Annotated in this window: 1 pseudogene; it reads left to right on the top strand. The window is 72.2% G+C overall.

The window, feature by feature from the left end:
- A pseudogene (locus G3N96_RS38265) lies at positions 1-2,455 on the top strand (LWXIA domain-containing protein); the annotation flags it as partial.

Raw genomic sequence — 2,455 nt, 5'->3', positions numbered from 1 at the left:
CGAGACGGACACCGGCAAAACCGCCGGCAAGGCGGCCGGCGACACGGCCGACCGGACGACCGCCCGCGCGAACGCGACCGACGCGCGCCCGGCTGCCGCGAACGACGATACCGGGCTCGCCGCCGCGCATCCGGAAACGATCGAAACGCCGCCGCCCGACCATGCCGCGTCGAACCCCGGCTGGATCACGCGGATGCAGATGCGTTTCGGCGGTGCGGCGCTGCCCGAAGCCGCGCAGGCACTCGCGCTGCAATCAGGCACGCTCGCGACGCAGTTGCGCATGCTGCAGGACGCCGGCTGGCGCGTGACGCTGGGCAAGCGCGGCGGCGGCAGCCGCATCGATCCGCGCAAGCGCCGCGTGACGATCGACGGCGGCCTCCAGCATCCGGGCAGCATCGCGTACACGCTCGCGCACGAAGCGCGGCATGCGGTCGAGGCGATGGCCGGCGTGCTCAACCTCGACTACGGCAACCGCAGCCGCTTCACGCGCAAGGCGCTCGAAGCCGAGGCGCGCGCGCAGATCAATGCGTTCGAGGCCCGCTACGAGATCCAGCTCGCGGGCGGCGGCGACATCGCCGCGCACGTGCGGCTGCCCGATGCGATCGAGCACGAAGGCGACGCATGGCGCGCGCCGTCGCACGACTACGCAGGCACGGTCGGCCGGCTCGTCGACGCGTTCGCCGACGCACCCGTATCGGGCCGCGACGGCGAGACCTACCGCGACTTCTATCACGACGTATGGGCGCGCCAGAAACGCCGCGGCGGCATTCCGCGCCGGATGCCCGCGCCGCAGACGCGCGAGCCCGGCGACACGCCGCGCGGCGTGCGCAGCTTCGACGAACGCGTCGCGTGGAGCCGCGCGCATGCCGAGTACGCGTCGCCGTTCGGTGCGCGGCCGGCACCCACGGTGTCCGAACTGCAGGCGGCCCGCAGCCGCCATTTCACGGTGCTGGAGGACGCCGGCGTGATGATGCTGCACGCCGACACGCTGCCGGACGGCACGCTGCTGACGGGCGGCCGGCCGACCGGCGTGCACGAATACGCGCTCGACCAGGCGCCCGCGTTCATGATCCGGGACGGCTATTCGATCGTGCTGTCCGCGCAGCAGGGCGGCGAAGCCGCTGCCGCGCAGCTCGCGAACCTGTGGCAACGGCCGGTGTATGCGCCGCCCGCGCACGCGGTCGGCGCGCATGCCGCACTGCTCGACACCGGCGTGTTCCGCCGCCTCGACCCGGCGCCCGCTGCCCCGCACGACCTCGGCCCGCTGACGGCCGACGCCGAAGGCGTGCACGTCGAAGGCCGGCCGGGAAAACGGATCGACGTCGAACGCCACGTCGGCGAGCTGCTCGGCTCCGGCGGCGAGAAAACCGTGTTCGCGCTCGGCGACGACGCCGCGCTCGCGGTGTACGACAAGGGGCCCCATACATCGGAAGCGCACCAGCTCGACGCGGCGATCGACGAAAGCATCGCACTCGACGATCTCGCGTCGTACGGCCTGAAAACCGTGACGATGAGCGGCCCGTTCTCCGCACTCGACCGCGTCGCGGTGCTGTACCGGCCGCTCGGCGTATTCCACAGCTTCAGCTTCGAGACGGGCGCGCTGCCGCAGGTGGTGTCGCGCGCGGCGCTCGACCATATCCGGCAGATCCGCGCCGTCATCGAAAGCACGGGTATCGGCTTCGACCTGCAAGGCCTGTTCACGCGCAACGGCGATTTCCTGCTGAGCGACCCCGGCTCGATCGGCATGGAGGCGGGCGAGCACTTCACGGCGTTGCAGCGCCTCGCGCTGATCGAGCGCGCGCTGACGAGCGGCCTCGAACGCGGCGAGATCGAGCTCGCGCATCCGCAACTCGCGGAAACGCCGGCACCAGGCGCGTTCGTGCAGAAGCCGTCGATCATCACACGCGTTCGGATGCGCTTCGGCGGCGCGCCGCTGCCGAAGGAAGCCTACGCACTCGTCGACCGCTCGACCCTGCTTGGCGGGCAGGTCGCGCAAGCGCACGCGGCCGGCTGGAAAGTCGTGCTCGGCCGCCCCGGACGCGGCAGCCGCATCGACACCGCGAAACAGCGGATCGTGCTCGACGGTCGGCTGCGCGGCACCGGCACGCTCGTCTATGCGCTCGCGCATGAAGCGCAGCATGCGGTCGAGACGATCACCGGCCAGCTGGCGCTCGACCACACGTCGCCGGAAGCATGGACCGACAGCGCACTGCTGGCCGAGGCGCGCGCGCAGGCGAACGCGTTCGCGGTGCGCCGCGAACTCGCCGGCGGCACAGGCATCGATATCGCGAAGGACGCCCGCCTGCCCGACGCGATCGCGCGCGACGCCGATCACGTGATGCCCGGCGACGCAGCCGGGCTGCGCCGGCTTGCGGCCGCGTTCGGCGACGCCGCGCCGTCAGTGCCCGGCCATGCCACCTATCGGGACTACTACACGAGCCAGGCGGCCCGCATA

It is taken from the genome of Burkholderia sp. Se-20373 (assembly GCF_017104705.1).
In the GTDB taxonomy this organism is placed as follows: domain Bacteria; phylum Pseudomonadota; class Gammaproteobacteria; order Burkholderiales; family Burkholderiaceae; genus Burkholderia.
The sequence above is the reverse complement of the archived record's forward strand: the minus strand, read 5'-3'. Positions and strand labels throughout refer to the sequence as shown.